Source organism: Paracoccus sp. S-4012, from assembly GCF_009674885.1.
Taxonomy (GTDB): Bacteria; Pseudomonadota; Alphaproteobacteria; order Rhodobacterales; family Rhodobacteraceae; genus Paracoccus.
Genome location: NZ_WKKA01000017.1, coordinates 1 through 15,828 on the forward strand (window position 1 = coordinate 1; position 15,828 = coordinate 15,828).

Genomic DNA, 15,828 nt, shown 5'->3' on the forward strand with positions numbered 1-15,828 from the left:
GATCGAGCGCTTCTTCTGCAAACTCAAGCAGTTCCGCCGCATCGCCACGCGCTTCGAAAAGCACGCAACCAACTTCCTTGCCGCCGTCGCCCTCGCCTCCGCAAGGATTTGGCTGCGCGCAATTGAGGCCGCGCCCTAGACAGGCCAAGCGCCACCGGCCCCAACTAGGCAGGACAGCCTTAGAGGCGCTGGCGGGCACCGTGCAGCCCCAATGTCCAGGGAAAGATCGGCGTTGTCGCGATGCCGTTCCGCAACCTGATCTTCGTTGCAACTTACATTGCCCTGCTGCTAATGTTCGTTCCGATGCTCACCTGACTGCAACAGTGTTGCCCTCGTCTTACGGAGGCAACCCACAGGCGCAAATCAATCCCGGGCCGGGTGAGCATCATCAAGTGGTCGTAGGATGGGCGGCTCCGGTCCCGCCAACATGCGGCATTTCAAACGTGGACGTTAGAATTATCGCATGATAGCGGGAGCGCGCCCCGTCAATTGATTTCAAATCCAAATCTGGCATAAGCAGCGCCAAACGGCGCCATTATTCTATCCCAACATGCTGCATATTCAATGGCGCGGATGCGCCTTTTCAGTGGCAGTCATCAAAGCGCAAATATGACCCACACGTGCATAAGGCATATGGCAAAGTCGTGTGATACCCATCAGGCGCCGGGGTTTCGGGGCTGCCGACTTCCCGGAAGCTTGGAACTCTTACTAGTGCATACGCGCCCATTGGCCGGTGAGCTCTTCGTAGGCTTGGCCTCAGAGACTTACATAACCCGTGCGCAATCTGCCTTACTGCATGCCGATCTACATGCTCTGTAGTGGATCTGCCGTCAGTATACGTGAAGGCTTCATTTCTCATTGCCTGAAAAGCTGCGTCGATGGCAGGGTCCACGTGAACACCGCCATCCTGGTCCTCAACACAACGGATTAAGTCGCTGCGGGAGAAACTACTTCCGTTCGGCTGCACATAACTGCTGTTGTCCACCAGTCGTCAAATGCAACGCCAAGCGGCAGGCTTTCCCGAGACCTTGGGGCGCATCAATAATTCCACTAGGTGACATTCGCTCAAGCGATTGCCGGGCTGGATAGCTGGGCTGCTGGTGAGAAAGTTGCGGTTCTTAAGGCCAACCTGCCCCAGAAGCGATTTTGACATGCCGGTGTCGTGGCAAAGAGTGCGTATAGCAGCTGCTATATGACGATACTCACGCGTGTCGCCGCGGTCAAAGCGATTACAAGAGGCGGCTAGTGCGTCTACCGCGTCATGGTATAGCTCTTGAAGCTCACCTGGGGTCCTGTCGACCTTCGGTCCTCGCGGCTTCTTCAACGCAGACTACTCCAAGTATCCCAACATCGCACTGGTCATGGGCTTATACACAAGTCTGCGCCCACCTGAAGGACTAGGAAAGCCTCGCCCGGCGACCTGTTCGCTTCCGCCCTTGCACTCGCGACCGCTTTCATCTTTCTGGCTTCGATAGTCGGTTCTGACTTCAGAACGCCACAGCGAAACCGAGGGAGCCCAGATGGAAGATCGGCGTCGTACGGGTGGCAGATGCCAAAATCTGCCCAAAATTCTTCGTCCGGAGCCGGTTTGGCAAGACAAGCATAGCAGCCTCGGCGACTGCGAAAACCGGTACTGGCTTGCACGCCTTGGGCCGCGGTGTGACACACAGGTGTGACACGAAACAACCAACGCTCTCAGTAGTCGAGCAATGTCAACAGCTTGAGTGGATGGTGGCCAATCCGTTATCACCCACCATTCTTTCAAGGGCGCCAAGGCAGGCTTAACAGCCGCTTTAAGGCGGAGGACGAAAGACGAGCATCCCGAGGGTTAAGCGTGGTGCCCGGGACGCGGCACTGTGCCACCGCCCGTCAACTGCGTGCGGAGCCGCCCCTCGTCGCGCTCGTCCGTCTGTCCGGCCGTGTTCGTCGCGAAAGCAGCCCTGACGCATCCTCGGCCGCGGCCTCAAGCTCATCCTGAGTTTCGGGCGCATCGCCGCGAGCCCAGAAGGGGACGGCGGCGTCACCGATCGTCAGGCTGTTGCCGGAGCCTTTCGTCGCCAGTGCGTTGAGGGCGGCCTTGACCGAGGCGTCCCGCGGAAGCGCCATCTCAGCGGCGACCGTTCCGCTCGAGAACCCGGCGCGCGGTGACCCTGCACGGACGACGCATCAACTGGCCGAGGAACACGGACCGGGCGGACGGCATGGAGGCTCCCGCAGCGATGCTGCGGGCGCAGCTACGGTGCGGGCTTGACATCCGTTTGGCGGCCGGGCGCAGGGGCGCGTGGCGGCTACTTGCGCCACTTGTCGAGGCTGACGACCTCGGCCGAGCCGCGCTCCTCGGGGGCGTCGACCTCGGTCGGGGCCTCGGGGACGCCGTCGCCGCCGTCATCGCCGTCACCGTCGCTGTCCTGGGTCTCGAAGCGCAGCCCGAACTCGACCGAGGGGTCGACGAAGGTGCGGACCGCGTCGAAGGGCACGCGCACGCGCTCGGGGATGTTGCCGAAGTTCAGCGTGACGGCAAACCCGAGGCGATCGACCTCGAGCGCGTCGAACCAGTGCTGCAGGACAACCGTCATCTCCTCCGGATAACGCTCGCGCAGCGCGTCCGACATCTCGACGCCCTCCTCGCGGGTGTCAAACGTGATGAAGAAGTGGTGCGCGCCGGGCAGCCCGCCGCTGGCGACGGTGCGCAGCACGTCGGCGATCAGCCCCTGCATGGCGCGGTGCATCATGCCGCCGTAGTCAATGGAGCGTGGCATCTGGTCCCTTTCGCCGCGCCGCCGGGGCTGCACCCCCGCGAGTCGGGGCCACAATATGCGGGGGGGGAGGGGGGGGAAACCCCTGCGCGCCAACCGCGGGCGGGGAGGTGCCGTCAACACTATCGGGATGGAAAGTCCCAGGCTTCTGTTGCCAGGCGCCTGGGGGCCCCGCCTGCCGCGGCTAAGCGTCAGGACTTCAGTTTTCGGTTACCCGAGCTGCTTACGCAGCCAGAGCGACCGGAGCACGGTTGTCGTTGGCAACTGTACTTTTCGGACCGATAACGGTGGTACCTCACCGGGACAAAGCCAACACCTTTGAACGTCCGTCGATCCTGTTTCGGCCCCATGGTCCCCCAACGAGGGTGCTTTGGTGGAGCCGCCGGGTACCGCCCCCGGGTCCGATCCGTCTATTACGTGCGCGTTTATGCCCATAGCCCGGATTGCTCCGGGCAGGATCAATCTAGGGCCGGCGTAGGCCTCTGGCAAGGGCTTCGCTGGGGGGTGTTGGTCCGTCGCTGGCCAAGGCGCGCGGAACCCGAGCGCGCCCGCGGCCGTTCTCCGGGCTCATGACAAGCGATGGAGAGTCCTCATGCGCCTGCTTGCCGCAGCCATGCTCACTGCCATGATCCCGGCGGCCAGTCTGGCCCAGACCACCCCGGCGCCCGCCGGCGACGCCGCCGCTGCCCCGGCCGCAACGACCGCTGCGACCACGACCACAAGCGGGATGCTGCCGCTTTCGGAGGTGATCGCCGCGCTCGAGGCACGCGTTGGCGCCGATCTTCAGCAGATCGAGGATGTGGACTGGGACGACGACGGCTACTGGGAAATCGAGTACCGCAACGCCAACGGCTCCGAAACCGAGGTGAAGATCGATCCGACGACGGGCGAGGAACGGCCCCGGTAATCACCGGAAGCTGTGCCAAGCTGCGGCCCGAGGCTCCCCGCCTCGGGGCCGCTTGTCATTTCACCGCGTGGTGCCGTCCCCGGTCACAAGATACTTGATGCTCGTCAGCTGCTCGGCCCCCACGGGGCCCCGCGCATGCAGCTTGCCGGTGGCGATGCCGATTTCCGCCCCCATGCCGAACTCGCCCCCGTCCGCGAACTGGGTCGAGGCGTTACGCATCAGGATGGCGCTGTCGAGCTCGCGGAAGAAGCGCTCGGCCGTGGCGTCGTTCTCGGTCAGGATCGCTTCCGTATGACCCGAGCCGTAGCGGCGGATATGCGCGATCGCCTCGTCCACGCCGTCCACCAGCCGGGCGGCGATCACCCGGTCGAGGAACTCGCGGCCGAAATCCTCCGGGGCAGCCGGGACCGTGCCCGCGATCTTCGCCAGATCCCCCTCGGCCCGGACCTCGACGCCGGCATCCAGCAGGTCGCGGACCAGCACCTCGCCATGCTTGGTCCAGAACTGCCAGTCGATCAGCAGGCATTCCGCCGCGCCGCAGATGCCGGTGCGGCGGGTCTTGGCGTTCAGCACCACGCGCCGGGCCTTCTCCAGATCCGCGTCGCCGTCGGCATAGACGTGGCAGACGCCCTCGAGATGGGCGAAGACCGGCACCCGCGCCTCGGCCTGCACGCGGGCCACGAGGCCCTTGCCGCCGCGCGGGATGATGACGTCGATCTGCCCCTGCGCCGCCAGCATGGCGCCGACCACGGCGCGGTCCGGCGTCGGCACCATCTGGATCGCCGCCTCCGGCAGTCCCGCCTGTCGCAGCCCCTCGACCATGCAGGCATGGATCGCGGCGGAGCTGTGCAGGCTCTCGGACCCGCCGCGCAGGATCACCGCATTGCCCGACTTCAACGCGAGCGCGCCCGCGTCGGCGGTCACGTTCGGGCGGCTCTCGTAGATCACGCCGAGGACGCCGATCGGGGTCGAGACCCGCTGGATGTGCAGGCCGTTCGGCCGGTCCCATTCCGCCAGCACCCGGCCGACCGGGTCGGGTTGCTCGGCGACGGCGCGCAGGCTGTCCGCGATGGCGTCGATGCCGCGGTCGTCGAGCGTCAGGCGGTCGAGCATAGCCGGCGTCAGCCCGCGCGCCTCGGCGGCCACGAGATCCTCGGCATTCGCCATCAGGATCGCATCGCGCCGCGCCTTCATCGCCTCGGCCGCGCCGATCAGCGCCGCGTGCTTGCGCTCGGCCGTGGCGGTGGCCAGCACCGCCGCCGCCTCGCGCGCCGCCGATGCCATCCGCGTCACGAGGGCGGTGGCGTCCTGGGTCATGTCTGTCATCGGATCGGGTTCCGGTAGATCATCCGCCGGATCGAGCCGGTCTTGGAGCGCATCAGGATCGTCTCGGTCTCGATGAAATGCGGCTCGCGGCGCACGCCCTTGACGATCGAGCCGTTGGTGACGCCCGTCGCCGCGAAGATCACGTCCGCCGTCACCATCTCGTCGCGCGAATAGATGCGGTCGAGATCGGTGATGCCGGCCTTGTAGGCGCGGCCGCGCTCCTCGTCGTTGCGGAAGGTCAGCCGGCCCCAGATCTGCCCGCCCATGCATTTCAGCGCCGACGCCGCCAGCACCCCCTCGGGAGCGCCGCCCGAGCCCATATACATGTCGATGCCGGTGATCTCGCTCTCGGCCACGTGGATTACGCCCGCCACGTCGCCGTCGGTGATGAGCCGGATCGAGGCGCCGGTCGAGCGGACCTCGCGGATCAGGTCCTCATGCCGCGGGCGCTCGAGGATGCAGCAGGTGATGTCGGTGGGCTTCACGCCCTGCGCGCGGGCGAGCGCGAAGACCCGCTCGGAGGGCGACATGTCAAAGCTGACGACGTTCTCGGGCAGCCCCGGACCGACCGCCAGCTTGTCCATGTAGACATCCGGCGCGTGCAGCAGCGTGCCGCGCGGGGCCATGCTGATGACCGTCAGCGCGTTCGGCATGTCCTTGGCAGTCAGCGTCGTGCCTTCCAGCGGGTCGAGCGCGATGTCCACCACCGGCCCCTCGCCGGTTCCGACCTCCTCGCCGATGAACAGCATCGGCGCCTCGTCGCGCTCGCCCTCGCCGATGACTACGGTGCCGCGGATGTCGAGCTTGTTGAGCTGGTCGCGCATGGCGTTGACCGCCGCCTGGTCAGCCGCCTTCTCGTCGCCGCGGCCGATCAGCCGGGCCGAGGCATGGGCCGCGGCCTCGCTGACGCGGGCGAGGCCGAGCGAGAGCATCCGGTCGTTGAAATCGGTGGGCGTGTCCATGTGCGGCGTCCTTGGGCGTGGGGGATGCCCCAGCTTCTAGGCGCGCGCCCTGCCTGCGGCAAGTCCGGGGCGGACAGGGTCGCCGGCGCGGATGACGATCTGCAGCACGAGGCCGATCAGCAGCCCGTTCATCAGGTGCCAGATCCAGTGCAGGCCGGTGGGCAGGCTCTCGCAGACGGCCATGTCGAAGGTCCGCGCGGTGAGCGACAGCAGGAAGGTGACGAGCGCCGCCGCGACCCAGTGGCGCAGGGGGTGGCGGCACGCGTAGCCGAGGACTGCAAAGACCGCGAGGGCGAGGACCGCGGGGGCGTATTGCAGCGAGCCGTTCAGCGGCGGCGGCTCATGGGTCTCGGCGCTGCTGCCACCCGAGGCCGAGAGCATGGCGCCAACCCCGATCAGCACGAGGAAGGCGACCAGCACGGTGCCCGGCCGGAAGCCCCCGATCCTGACCGCTGCGATGCCGCTGCCGAGCGCGACGAAGGCCCAGATTGGGATCGTGTCGGCGAACACCGCCCAGACCTGCGCGAATGTGTGAAACAGGAAGCTGCCGACGCCGATGGCGAAGGCGAGCCAGATCAGCGTCCAGACCGCCGCGCTCCGCTCGCCCCGCGCCGTCGCCGTCCGCCATCCCCAGAGGCCGCCGGCGATGAAGGACAGGTTCGAGAGCGCGTTCCACGGTTCGGCCCAGAAGCCGGGGCCGGTGCGCTCGCAGTAGATGTCCACCGGGCGGGTCAGGGTTTCAAGGTCGAGCATGAGGTATCCTGCACGTGCAGGGCGAGCCTGCCCGCGGAGCAGCGCCCCGGCAAGCCGGAACCGCGCCGCCTGAGCATAGCGACGGGGGAGCGCCTCGAGGAAAGGGCGGGCACGTCGCGGCCCAGCACCGTCGCCCGATGATTGCCTGCACCCTGCCTTGCGCCGAGGAAGATGGCGACTCGAGGGGCGCTTCAGACTTCCTCGATCCGCAGTTCCACCGGCTCACCCTCGATCACGCCGGTTCCCGGCAGCGCCGCGATGGCGTGGTCGATCGCGTCCGGCGTGGTCTTGTGGGTGACGATCAGAACCGGGGCGGTGCCCGCGGCATGGCCATATTGCCGCATCCGGTCGACCGAGATGCCGGAGTCGCCCAGGACCGTTGCCACCTTGGCGAGCGCACCCGGCTTGTCGATGAGCGTGAGCCGCAGGTAGTAGGCGGCCGGAACGGCGGTGCGGGCAGGCGTCGGCCGCGCGAGCGCCGCCGCGGGCTGGCCGAAGGTCGGCAGGCGCACGCCGCGGGCGATCTCGATGATGTCGGACATGACCGCGCTCGCGGTCGGGCCTTCGCCGGCGCCCGCGCCGCGCAGCACGATCTGGCCCACGGCGTCCCCTTCGAGCACGACCATGTTGGTGCCGCCCTCGAGCTGACCGAGCGGGCTGTCGGCGGGGACGAGGCAGGGCGACATGCGCTGCTCGAGCCCGCGGCCGGTCATCTGCGCCACGCCGAGCAGCTTGATGCGGTAGCCCATGTCGGCGGCGCGGTTGATGTCGTCGATGGAGACCCGCTCGATCCCCTCGATCTCGACGGCGTCGAAGGCCGGGCGGCTGCCGAAGGCGATGGCTGCGAGGATGGCGAGCTTGTGGCTGGCGTCGATGCCGCCCACGTCGAGGGTCGGATCGGCCTCGAGATAGCCGAGCGCGCGCGCCTCCTCGAACACCGCCTCGTAGGGCAGGCCCGCCGACTGCATCCGCGTCAGGATGTAGTTGCAGGTGCCGTTCATCACGCCCATGACGCGCCTGATGCGGTTGCCGGCGAGGCTCTCGGTCAGGGTCTTGATGACCGGGATGCCGCCCGCGACCGCGGCCTCGAAGCGGATCACGCGGCCCGCGGCCTCGGCGGCTTCGGCCAGAGCCTGGCCGTGGATGGCCAGCAGCGCCTTGTTGGCGGTGACGACATCCTTGCCCGAGGCGAGGGCCGCCTCGATCGCCTCGCGCGCCACGCCCTCGTCGCCGCCGATCAGTTCCACGAACACATCCACGTCCTCGCGCCGGGCGAGGTCCACCGCGCTCGGCTCCCACTGGTAGCGCGAGATGTCGGCATCGCGGTTGCGGCCGCGGTCGCGGGCCGAGACGGCGGTGATCTCGACCGGGCGGCCGCTGCGCAAGGCGAGCAGGTCGGCATGGGCCTGGATGATCTTCACCACGCCGATGCCGACGGTGCCGAGACCGGCGATGCCGAGGCGCAGGGGCGTGGTCATGGAAAGGCCCTCCGGTTTGACCGGCGGGTGGTAGCGCGGGGTCTCGGGCATGTCCATGCGGGGCGTCAGAGCCAGCGGCGCGTCCGGGCGCGGAAGGCCGGGAAGGCATCGGGGAAAGCCGCGGCGAGGCGGGCCTCCTCGGCGCGGATGAAGCGCGCGGTGATGACCGCGACGAAGGCCGGGACCAGCAGCAACGCGGCATGGGGCGCGGCGAAGGCGAGGCAGAGCCCGGCCAGCAGCAGCGCGTCGGCGAGGTAGATGGGATTGCGGGTGAGTCTGAAGACGCCGCCGGTCACGAGGCCCGAGGGCGCCCCGTGCGGGTCCAGCGTCGTGCGCCGCGCCAGCATCTGCACTGCCGCCGCCGCCATCAGCGCCAGCCCGCCGGCGACGAGCACCCAGCCGAGCGTCTTCTGTCCGGGCACCATCACCGGCCAGACGCGGCCTGCAACCCAGCCGAGGGCCGCGAAACCGGCGAGCCAGACCGGCGGATAGTCGAGGGTCAGACGGATAACGGCGCCACGGTCATTCGGGGGGGGCAGGGGGCTCACGCCCGGTCCTCGGGATCGCGCCGCGGGCGGCGGGGATCGGGGTGGCGCCGGCCGCGGCGACGGGCCGCCTCGTCGTCCGCATCCAGCGGGTGCCAGTGAGAGGCCGGCTCCAGCGCCGGCCGGGGGTCTGGGGCCGCCGGCTCCTGGTCCGGCAACCGCCGCTCGGCCGCGCGTCGTGCCGCCCGGGCGCGGGCCCGGGCGCGTTCCGCCTCGATCTGCGCGGCATCCACCCCGTCATGCCCCGTCGCCCGCGCGACCGCGCCGATCCGCCGGGTCGCGGCCAGCGTGCGCGCCCGGATCGCGCGCAAGTCCGCCGTCACCATCCGCTCCGGCACCTCCATGTTCCGGCTCGACACGAAGGCCGGCCGCCAGCCGCCGCCTTCCGCCTCGGCCACCGGCTTCCACGAGGCATGGCAGAGCATGTTGCGCCGGTCGCGGATCGCCTCAAGCTCGGCCCGCATGTCGTGCTCGACGCCGCAGCTGTCGCAGGCGGCCAGCAGGCTCCCGATCAGCGTGCCGAGGGAATCGCCCTTGATCTGCTCCATCCGCGTGACCCATTCATCGAGTTCGGCCTCCGTCGGCGCATCCCCCAACCGGTCGTGCGAGAGCGCGTGGATCGCGTGCTTCAGCACCTCCTCGAGAAAGCCGAATCCCGCGACCGCCTGGCCGAGGGCTTCCGCAAAATCCCGCGGCAGCCGGTCGGGCGCGCGCGGCGGGCTCAGGGGCGCCGGCTCCGCCGCAGGTGCGAGGCGACGGCCACCGCCATGAGGCCGCCGATGACGGTGATGTGCTCCTTCACGGTCAGCCAATGGATCGCGCCCTCCTCGGGCGGCATGGTCCAGAACGGATGCACGAGGAAGATCGCGAGCAGCGTGAACACCCCGCAGGCGCCGGCGCCGAGCCACAGCCAGCGGTCGAGGATCATGAGGAGCGAGGCGGCGAAGTAGAACACGATCAGCACCGCGCCCCATACCCCGGCCGGCGAAAGTCCGACCATGCCGGCGGCCCCGCTCGCCTGCGGGAAGTCCATGATCCAGTTCACCCCGGTAATCCAGAACATGAAGCTGACGACGAGCCGGGTCAGCAGCCAGAACCAGTCGCTGTCGAGAATGCCGGCCACCCAGCCGGGCGTGTCTCCGTCGCGCATGGGGGTCCTCCAACGCGGGTCCGGGATGGAGGATGCCACGGATGCGACCGGGACGCGAGGCCCGGCATTGCTGCCCCGGCCGGTCCGTCCCCGGCAGGTCCGCCACCCTGGGGGGCGGTGGACGATTGAGGTCCGGGGTCCGATTCCATGGTGCCGGTTGAGGGATTCGAACCCCCGACCTTCTGATTACAAATCAGCTGCTCTACCGGACTGAGCTAAACCGGCGCCGGTCGCCTCTGCGATAGACCGGGGCCTGCCGCGGGGCAAGCAGGTCGGGGTGCGCCGATCAGGAAATTGCGGTTTTCCCCGCGGCGGCGGGCGGGTAGAGGTCGCGGGCCCGTGCAGTCGAGGAGTTGCCATGCAGGTCGCGTTTCACGTGGGCGTCCGCGGTGCCGAGGACGAGGGGATCCGCGCCTGCCTCGAGGCCAACCGCGCCGCGCTTGCCGCGCACCGGGTCGAGATCTCGGACAACGCGGTCAACGAGCCGATCCTGAACGAGGCCATCCGCGCCCTGAAGGGGGGTGTCGCCTCCCCCGAGATGGAGGAGGTCGTGCTCGACGCGCTGGTCGAGGGCGAGGACACGCGGCGGCTGGTCATGAGCCGGACGACCTTCCTCGGCATCCCCCGGCGGGCCTTTGCCGCGGAGGGACTGTTCGGCGGCGCCGGGAAGAAGTTGCGCGGAATCGCCGATGTCCTTCCCGGCTGCCGGTCCGAGTTCTTCTTCGCCATCCGCAATCCCGCCACGCTGCTCCCGGAACTCGCCGCGCGCGAGAAGCAGCCCCCGGCGAGCGGGGATCTGGTGGAACGGCGGTGGGGGCCGACGCTGCAGGGCGTGGTCGAGGCGCTTGGCGGGCGGCGGCTGGTCCTCTGGTGCAACGAGGACGCGCCCTTCGTGCTGCCCGAGGCGATCCGCATGATTGCGGGCGTGCCTGCGGAGGAGCCGCTGAAGGGCGACAACGCGGTCCTCGGGCGGCTGCTGACGCAGGAGGGCCGCAAGGCGTGGCGGCAGCGGGCGCGCGCGATCGCGCCGGGCGACATCGCCGCCCGCCGCGCGCTCGTGGCGGAGCTGCTGGCCGGGCACCACGATCCCGAAACGGTCCGCGCCTCGATCGCGATGCCGGGCTGGGACCAGGGCGTGGTTGATGACATCACCGCCGCCTATGAGGCCGACGTCGCCATGATCGCCGCGCTGCCGGGGGTGGAGTTCCTGTCGCCCTGAACCCGAGGGCCTTCGAGCCGCGGCTCAGGCCATGCCGAGCGCGGCCTTGTACATCTCGAGGATCGCCTCCTCCTCGGCCACATCGTCCTTGTCGCGCTTGCGCAGCGCGATCACCTTGCGCATCACCTTGGTGTCATAGCCGCGCGCCTTGGCCTCGGCCATCAGCTCCTTCTGGCGCTCGGCCACGTCCGTCTTCTCCGCGTCGAGCTGTTCGTACTGCTCGATGAACTGGCGCAATTCGCCGGCTGCGATGTCGTAACTGCCCTGATCGTTCATGGTCGTCTCCCGTGCGCGAGGCGCGTGTCTAGGCCGGGTTGCCGGGTCATGCAATCGCCGCTAAGCGGCCGGGGCGGAGGGGTGCGATGCTCAATCTGGAATGGATGGTCTGGCTCGGGGTCGCGGTGACGCTTGCGGGGCTGGCGGGAATCGTCTGGTGCATCGTCGCGGTGCGGCGGGCGCGGGCCGCGGGCCTGGACGACGCCGCGCTCAGGGCGCGTATGCAGCGGGTCGTGGCGGTGAACATGGGGGCGCTGATGGCGTCGGTGATCGGGCTGGCGCTCGTGGTGATCGGGAGCGTGTTCGGGCGGTGAGGCGTTTTTCTGCGCGAGGGATCGGGCAAGTGTCCCGAACACGCTTGTAACCTCGACGCAGCGAAACAGAGAGGCGGCGCCCCGCCAGTCGCGCGGGCCTCGAAAAGCCGTGCGCGCGCACGGCTTCCTCGGACGTCGGCGCGCGCGTATGAAAGCTGGGTGACGACGCAGGCCACACTGCGCATACGATCATGGCACATCCGGCTCGACGTGCTCGCGAAGCGGGGCGATCTCGGATATGGGGGGTCGATCCTGCTCAGGGAGGTGAGGTCATCGCAGGAGCAGAGCCTTGGCCACGACGCAAGCAGCACCTTGACTGAAATGCCGACCTGGCTCTCTCGATACCGGTGGATGCTGCCGCATTCCCTGCGCATGACCACGGCCAGCACGGCCGCCTACGCCTCGTCCTACGCGCTCGGCCTGCCGGAAGCCGTCTCGGCGACCGTGACCGCGATCGTTGTGACGCAGAGCAATCTCGGCGGCTCGCTCAGGACGGCGTTCGAGCAGATCATCGGCTCGATGCTCGGCGCCGTCTATGCGATCATGGTCGTGCTGGCGATCCGGCCGGGGGATGCGGCCTCTGTCGCGGCCGCCCTGGCGATCGCGCTTGCCCCCCTCTCGCTCATGGCCGCGCGCTCGCCGGGCTTCCGCATCGCGCCCATCACCGCCGCGATCGTTCTCCTCGGCGGGGCCGGGCTGCAGCTCAGCCCGCTGAACCTTGCCGCCCACCGGATACTCGGGATCGGCCTCGGGTGCGGGATCGGGCTGCTGGTCTCCGTCCTCGTCGTGCCGGCACGGGCCTCGCAATCCGTGATCGACACCTCGGCCCGGATCGTCGGCCTCATGGCCGAGCAGCTGCAGGTACTCGCGGCCGGGGGCGCCGCTTGCCAGGAGGTTCTTTCTTCCAAGGCTGCAAAACCCGGGAAAGCCTGGTGAGCCTCGCCGTCTCGGTGGAGGAGGCCACGCACGAAGGACGTGTCCGGCTTGCCGAAGCGCCGGATGGCCAGCGGCTGCTGCGGACGTTGCGGCGCGTGCGGCAGGATATCGACATGCTCCGCCGCGCGGCCCGCGAAGGCGGCAGCGACGCGCTGCACGAGAGCGCGGCCGCCTCCTGGCAGAGCGCCGCCGAAAGCGCCGCCGCCAGCCTTCGTGCGATCCGCGAGGTCTTCGCCGGACAACCGGTGCCGGAGGACTTCGACCCGCTGGCCCCGGCGGTGCGGAACTTCAGGACAGCGGTCGAGGACATGCGCGAGGCCGGCGTGGCGCGGACGCTCTCGACGGCGGAACTCGGCCGCCTGTTCGGGATCGGATTCGCGCTCGATCAGCTGCGCCATGATCTCGGCGATCTGATGGAGGGAGCCCGCGAGGCGTCCGCTCTCCGCAGGAGGTTCACGGCGGCGTCGTGATGGCCGGGATCGTCGCCGGCAGCGCCAACCCGCCGACGCCAAACACAGGTGACGCCGAGGCGGCTTGCGCCTACCATGGACGACGCGGCTGGCCCGATTGCGCCAACCAATCCTCTTTGCGTTTGCCGCATCCACGTTGCGCCGCCGGTTCGCGAATGCGCCTGAGGAGGACCCCATGCTCTCGCCCGACAGGATGCCCGACACCTGTTCGCCGTCCCCGACCCTGGCGGCGGCCCGCCGGCCCGACGCTCGAGGTCCATGACATGGCTTGCGGCGATATTCCGACACGCTGGATCGAACAGCCGCTGCTGATCGAGGGCTGTCCCGCATCGGAGCCGCATCGAGGCAGGATGGGACCGGATGGCGGCGTCGGCCTTGCGCTCAAGCGCCGGGACATGGAGTCAGTCGGATGAGGGGGAACGCCATGGGCGCGACGGACTGGCCGGCCCTGCCATACGCCGACTGGAGCGAAACCTGCACCGCGCTGCATCTGTGGTCCCAGATCATCGGCAAGTATCGGCTCGCCCGTACGCCATGGGTGAACCATTCCTGGCACGCGACCCTTTACGTCAACGCGCGCGGCTTCACGACCTCGCTCGTGCCCGATGCCGGGGGCGGGGTGGAAATCACGCTCGACCTTCTGGATCACGCCGTGACCGGATCGGGAACCGACGGAAGGACGGCCCGCTTCCCGCTCGCCCCCATGTCGGTGGCGGAGTTCCACGGGCGCTTCACCGACCTGCTGCGCGCGCTCGGAGCGACGCCCGCCTTCCACGGCACCCCCAACGAGATGCCCGACCCGGTCCCGTTCACCGAGGACCATGCCGCGCGACCCTATGATGCCGAGGCGGTCACGCGCTTCTTCCACGCCTGCGTTGCCGTCGATCGGGTGATGAAGCGATTTCGGACCTCGTTTCTCGGCAAGGTCAGCCCCGTGCATCTGTTCTGGGGCAGTTTCGATCTTGCCGTCACGCGCTTCTCGGGCCGCCCGGCGCCGCCGCATCCGGGCGGCGTTCCCGGACTGCCGGACGATGTCACCCGCGAAGCCTACAGCCATGCGGTGTCATCCGCAGGCTTCTGGCCGGGCGGCGCCGGCGTCGATTTCCCGGCCTTCTACGCCTACGCCTACCCCGCGCCAGCAGGTTTCGCCGAGGCTGCCGTCGAGCCCGAAGCGGCATATTTCGACAAGAACATGGGCGAGTTCCTGCTGCCCTACGACGCAGTCCGGCATTCGCACGACCCGGAGGCCGTGCTGATGGCGTTCCTTGAAAGCACCTATCGCGCCGCTGCCGATCTTGGCGGATGGGACCGCGGTGCCTTGGAATGCCCGACGGGCCTTCCCCTTCGCCCCCGGCCCATCTGATGGATCAAGACCGCCCCGAAAGGACGTCCCTGCCACGGTGGACGCCATCGACACGCGCATCATCCCGCGCGGCATCGGTCCCGGCGGGCTGAAGGTGCGCCGGGCGCGGCGGAGCGCCCTCACCGACTGCCCCTAGCCGCCGCCGGAGTGGTCCTTTTCCTCGACCAGGTCCGAGCGCAGGAGGCGGTTGACCTCACGTTTCAGCGCCGAGCGGCGGTCGTTGGTGAGGTAGACCGAGCGGGCGAGGCGGATGAACTCGGCGTCGAACTCGGCCCGCGCCTCCTTGGCGCGGATGGCGTCCTCGATGTCCCAGAGGGCGGCGTTGACCGCGGCCAGACCGGCGAGCAGGGGGGCGAGGCCCGGCGCATCCCTTGCCGGCGCGGCGACCTCGCGCAGCAGGGCAAGCTCGCGGGCGACGTTGGCACGGGCGGCGGGGTCGGCGATGCGGACGGCCTTGAGCTCCAGAATGGCGATCTTGTCGAGCAGCTCGCCCCAGGAAACCGGCGCGAGCGGCGTCATCGCAGCGCCGCGAGGTCGGCCACGACACGGGCCATGATGGCGCCCCAGGCCCCCGGTGCGGTCTGGCGGTAGATCCGCATCGTCGGATACCACGGCGTCCGCTCGGACGCCGTCGGCCAGCGCCAGTCGGGATCGTGCTTCAGCAGCAGCCACACCGGCCGCCCGAGCGCCCCCGCCAGATGCGCGACCATCGTATCCACCGTGATGACCAGCGAGGCCCCCGCTACCAGACGGGCGGTCAGCGGCATGTCCATCGGGCAACCCTGCGGGTTGAGGACCGGCAGCGCGGTCGGCCCCTCCACCAGCGAGACGAGCGGGTGGCCCTGCAGCCGCGCGAACAGCCCCTCGGGCACCGAGCGGCTGTCATCCCAGCCGCCCGCCCGCCAGCAGAGCGCGACCGTTCCCTCAGGCAGCGCCGCCGGCGTGGCTTTGATGTAAGGCGGGGGCGCGTCCTCCGGCGCGGCGCGGAGGGCGAGGGACAGGTCCATGATCTCGAGGTCGCATTCGTGCGGCTTCAGCGGCGCGGCCTCGTCGAAGGGGACGAGGCGGATGCCCGCAAGCCCGCGGAAGAGCGGCAGGAGGCGCGGCTGCATCTCGACCGTGACCGTGGCGGCGCGGGCCGCCAGCAGCGGCAGGAAGCGCGCGAACATCAGCGTGTCGCCGAGGCCGTGATAGCAGCGGACCAGCACCTCGCGGCCCTCGACCGGGGCGCCGTCCCAGACCCAGCGGAGGTGATAGGGTAGCCGCGGATCGTCCCGCGTGGCCGGATCGCGGCGGGGCGCATCCGCCGCCGCAAGCGCCCAGGCGGCCGCGAAATCGCCGCAGCGCATGGCGGCGGTCCAGTCCTGCACGGC

The 15,828-nt window shown here is 69.2% G+C and carries 17 protein-coding genes, 1 tRNA gene, 1 other RNA gene and 1 pseudogene; 7 read left to right on the forward strand and 13 right to left on the reverse strand.

Annotated features, from left to right (window positions below; all coding sequences use genetic code 11):
* A pseudogene (locus GI374_RS15915) lies at nucleotides 1-139 on the forward strand (IS5/IS1182 family transposase); the annotation flags it as partial.
* Between the two features lie 2,149 nt (nucleotides 140-2,288).
* On the opposite strand, the gene GI374_RS15920 reads toward GI374_RS15915, so the two are convergent.
* Together GI374_RS15920 and ssrA are read right to left on the reverse strand one after the other, a co-directional pair.
* A complete protein-coding gene (locus GI374_RS15920; RefSeq protein WP_154338038.1) occupies nucleotides 2,289-2,759 on the reverse strand; it encodes an SspB family protein in 471 nt (156 codons plus the stop codon).
* Nucleotides 2,760-2,892: 133 nt separating this feature from the next.
* Nucleotides 2,893-3,249, reverse strand: a transfer-messenger RNA (tmRNA) gene (gene ssrA, locus GI374_RS15925).
* A gap of 99 nt (nucleotides 3,250-3,348) precedes the next feature.
* Between ssrA and GI374_RS15930 the strand changes: the two genes are divergently transcribed.
* Nucleotides 3,349-3,663 (forward strand): PepSY domain-containing protein, encoded by a 315-nt coding sequence (locus GI374_RS15930; RefSeq protein ID WP_229583407.1) that lies wholly within the window; start codon nucleotides 3,349-3,351, stop codon nucleotides 3,661-3,663.
* 60 nt (nucleotides 3,664-3,723) lie between these two features.
* On the opposite strand, the gene GI374_RS15935 is transcribed toward GI374_RS15930, so the two are convergent.
* The 8 genes from GI374_RS15935 to GI374_RS15970 form a co-directional block, all read right to left on the reverse strand.
* Nucleotides 3,724-4,989 carry a glutamate-5-semialdehyde dehydrogenase gene (locus GI374_RS15935; protein WP_154338039.1) on the reverse strand — a complete coding sequence of 422 codons (1,266 nt, stop codon included), beginning with the start codon at nucleotides 4,987-4,989 and terminating at the stop codon, nucleotides 3,724-3,726.
* On the reverse strand, nucleotides 4,986-5,951 hold the full coding sequence (gene glpX / locus GI374_RS15940; protein WP_154338040.1) for a class II fructose-bisphosphatase: 966 nt from the start codon (nucleotides 5,949-5,951) through the stop codon (nucleotides 4,986-4,988). Before glpX ends, GI374_RS15935 begins: the two co-directional genes overlap by 4 nt.
* Before the next feature lie 36 nt (nucleotides 5,952-5,987).
* A complete protein-coding gene (locus tag GI374_RS15945; protein WP_154338041.1) occupies nucleotides 5,988-6,704 on the reverse strand; it encodes a ceramidase domain-containing protein in 717 nt (238 codons plus the stop codon).
* Nucleotides 6,705-6,895: 191 nt separating this feature from the next.
* Nucleotides 6,896-8,182, reverse strand: a complete 1,287-nt coding sequence (locus GI374_RS15950) for a homoserine dehydrogenase (protein ID WP_154338079.1) — start codon at nucleotides 8,180-8,182, stop codon at nucleotides 6,896-6,898.
* A 65-nt stretch (nucleotides 8,183-8,247) separates the two neighbouring features.
* Nucleotides 8,248-8,730: a methyltransferase gene (locus GI374_RS15955; protein ID WP_370515409.1), complete on the reverse strand. Its 483-nt coding sequence runs from the start codon at nucleotides 8,728-8,730 to the stop codon at nucleotides 8,248-8,250.
* A complete protein-coding gene (locus GI374_RS15960) occupies nucleotides 8,727-9,362 on the reverse strand; it encodes a hypothetical protein (RefSeq protein ID WP_154338042.1) in 636 nt (211 codons plus the stop codon). Before GI374_RS15960 ends, GI374_RS15955 begins: the two co-directional genes overlap by 4 nt.
* A gap of 86 nt (nucleotides 9,363-9,448) precedes the next feature.
* Nucleotides 9,449-9,877 (reverse strand): DoxX family protein, encoded by a 429-nt coding sequence (locus GI374_RS15965; protein WP_154338043.1) that lies wholly within the window; start codon nucleotides 9,875-9,877, stop codon nucleotides 9,449-9,451.
* Nucleotides 9,878-10,025: 148 nt separating this feature from the next.
* Nucleotides 10,026-10,102: transfer RNA gene (locus GI374_RS15970), tRNA-Thr, on the reverse strand.
* 133 nt (nucleotides 10,103-10,235) lie between these two features.
* On the opposite strand from GI374_RS15970, the gene GI374_RS15975 reads away from it, so the two are divergent.
* Nucleotides 10,236-11,096, forward strand: coding sequence for a hypothetical protein (locus GI374_RS15975; RefSeq protein WP_154338044.1), 861 nt, complete (start codon nucleotides 10,236-10,238; stop codon nucleotides 11,094-11,096).
* A gap of 24 nt (nucleotides 11,097-11,120) precedes the next feature.
* Here GI374_RS15975 and GI374_RS15980 read toward each other — a convergent pair whose 3' ends face one another.
* Entirely contained in the window at nucleotides 11,121-11,372 is a 252-nt protein-coding gene (locus tag GI374_RS15980) for a DUF2312 domain-containing protein (RefSeq protein WP_154338045.1), read from the reverse strand.
* A gap of 86 nt (nucleotides 11,373-11,458) precedes the next feature.
* Between GI374_RS15980 and GI374_RS15985 the strand changes: the two genes are divergently transcribed.
* From GI374_RS15985 to GI374_RS16000, 4 genes are all read left to right on the forward strand, one after another.
* Nucleotides 11,459-11,686: a hypothetical protein gene (locus GI374_RS15985; protein ID WP_370515410.1), complete on the forward strand. Its 228-nt coding sequence runs from the start codon at nucleotides 11,459-11,461 to the stop codon at nucleotides 11,684-11,686.
* A 159-nt stretch (nucleotides 11,687-11,845) separates the two neighbouring features.
* Complete coding sequence (locus GI374_RS15990; protein ID WP_370515411.1) at nucleotides 11,846-12,622, forward strand: FUSC family protein; 777 nt, start codon at nucleotides 11,846-11,848, stop codon at nucleotides 12,620-12,622.
* Nucleotides 12,619-13,092 carry a hypothetical protein gene (locus tag GI374_RS15995; RefSeq protein WP_154338047.1) on the forward strand — a complete coding sequence of 158 codons (474 nt, stop codon included), beginning with the start codon at nucleotides 12,619-12,621 and terminating at the stop codon, nucleotides 13,090-13,092. The genes GI374_RS15990 and GI374_RS15995 overlap by 4 nt, the downstream gene beginning before the upstream one ends.
* A 409-nt stretch (nucleotides 13,093-13,501) precedes the next feature.
* Nucleotides 13,502-14,455, forward strand: coding sequence for a DUF5996 family protein (locus GI374_RS16000; RefSeq protein WP_154338048.1), 954 nt, complete (start codon nucleotides 13,502-13,504; stop codon nucleotides 14,453-14,455).
* A 132-nt stretch (nucleotides 14,456-14,587) separates the two neighbouring features.
* On the opposite strand, the gene GI374_RS16005 is transcribed toward GI374_RS16000, so the two are convergent.
* Nucleotides 14,588-14,974, reverse strand: a complete 387-nt coding sequence (locus GI374_RS16005) for a hypothetical protein (RefSeq protein WP_154338049.1) — start codon at nucleotides 14,972-14,974, stop codon at nucleotides 14,588-14,590.
* Nucleotides 14,971-15,825, reverse strand: coding sequence for a glycosyltransferase family 9 protein (locus GI374_RS19895; protein ID WP_370515412.1), 855 nt, complete (start codon nucleotides 15,823-15,825; stop codon nucleotides 14,971-14,973). Before GI374_RS19895 ends, GI374_RS16005 begins: the two co-directional genes overlap by 4 nt.
* Nucleotides 15,826-15,828 lie beyond the last annotated feature (3 nt).

Bases quoted from the DNA above. Each gene is read 5' to 3' on its own strand.
- GI374_RS15920 (WP_154338038.1), bottom strand. From the start codon at position 2,759: ATGCCACGCTCCATTGACTACGGCGGCATGATGCACCGCGCCATGCAG.
- GI374_RS15930 (WP_229583407.1), top strand. From the start codon at position 3,349: ATGCGCCTGCTTGCCGCAGCCATGCTCACTGCCATGATCCCGGCGGCC.
- GI374_RS15935 (WP_154338039.1), bottom strand. From the start codon at position 4,989: ATGACAGACATGACCCAGGACGCCACCGCCCTCGTGACGCGGATGGCA.
- glpX (WP_154338040.1), bottom strand. From the start codon at position 5,951: ATGGACACGCCCACCGATTTCAACGACCGGATGCTCTCGCTCGGCCTC.
- GI374_RS15945 (WP_154338041.1), bottom strand. From the start codon at position 6,704: ATGCTCGACCTTGAAACCCTGACCCGCCCGGTGGACATCTACTGCGAG.
- GI374_RS15950 (WP_154338079.1), bottom strand. From the start codon at position 8,182: ATGACCACGCCCCTGCGCCTCGGCATCGCCGGTCTCGGCACCGTCGGC.
- GI374_RS15965 (WP_154338043.1), bottom strand. From the start codon at position 9,877: ATGCGCGACGGAGACACGCCCGGCTGGGTGGCCGGCATTCTCGACAGC.
- GI374_RS15975 (WP_154338044.1), top strand. From the start codon at position 10,236: ATGCAGGTCGCGTTTCACGTGGGCGTCCGCGGTGCCGAGGACGAGGGG.
- GI374_RS15980 (WP_154338045.1), bottom strand. From the start codon at position 11,372: ATGAACGATCAGGGCAGTTACGACATCGCAGCCGGCGAATTGCGCCAG.
- GI374_RS15985 (WP_370515410.1), top strand. From the start codon at position 11,459: ATGCTCAATCTGGAATGGATGGTCTGGCTCGGGGTCGCGGTGACGCTT.
- GI374_RS16000 (WP_154338048.1), top strand. From the start codon at position 13,502: ATGAGGGGGAACGCCATGGGCGCGACGGACTGGCCGGCCCTGCCATAC.
- GI374_RS16005 (WP_154338049.1), bottom strand. From the start codon at position 14,974: ATGACGCCGCTCGCGCCGGTTTCCTGGGGCGAGCTGCTCGACAAGATC.